This window comes from Bartonella sp. MR168JLCBS, from assembly GCF_042194175.1.
Map to the genome: position 1 here is coordinate 1 of NZ_JBHIMP010000390.1, position 697 is coordinate 697.

Genomic DNA, 697 nt, shown 5'->3' on the forward strand with positions numbered 1-697 from the left:
GAAGCACCTCCTCCTGAACAAACTTCATACCCCGCAGATAAACCAACCTCACTGCGTAATGAAGTAAATGGGTTCATATCACCCGTCATCTCATTCGAGAGCTTTATCTCTTTACCTTCAACTTGCAACCACGTGAATTGCGCGTACGGTTGTATCCAACTGCTCTGGGCGAGCTTAAAACGATAACCCACTTCAAATGACGTACCTAACCCCCACCGATTATAATTTCCTTCAATAGCTAAACCGTTCGTTGAAACAGCTTTCAGATGATTTTGATAATGATTGTATTTCAAAACACCGTCTAGATACAATCCACGCCGATCAAAATAAGTTGCATAAGCTCCAATGCTATAAGTATTTATGCCACTCATACCACCTCGGGCATGCATGACATGTGTTTGATCATAACTGCCAAAACCCCCAATATAAAACTCCCCATCCATCAGCTCACTTAGACCACTGATACCTAATACTAGCCCCATCTGCTCAAGCTTAAAATCTGTATATCCTGTAGCAACCTTCTCCTTGCTCTTGATTGCGTATGTCCATAGAGCCGTATTTTTCTTAACTTTATCTAGTGTTCCTCTCCCAACACGCACCGTTTGCAGCTCATTGTGAAAAACAAGCCCAGGCGCCACGGACATTGACAACACCGCATCTGTAGAGGGGGTGGTTAAAAAATCAGAAGATGACAGTT

General features: G+C 43.2%; 1 protein-coding gene. It reads right to left on the reverse strand.

Annotation, left to right across the window (positions count from 1 at the left end; genetic code table 11):
* On the reverse strand, positions 1–697 hold a 697-nt coding region (locus tag ACFIK8_RS11570; protein ID WP_375669511.1), incomplete at both ends, for an autotransporter outer membrane beta-barrel domain-containing protein.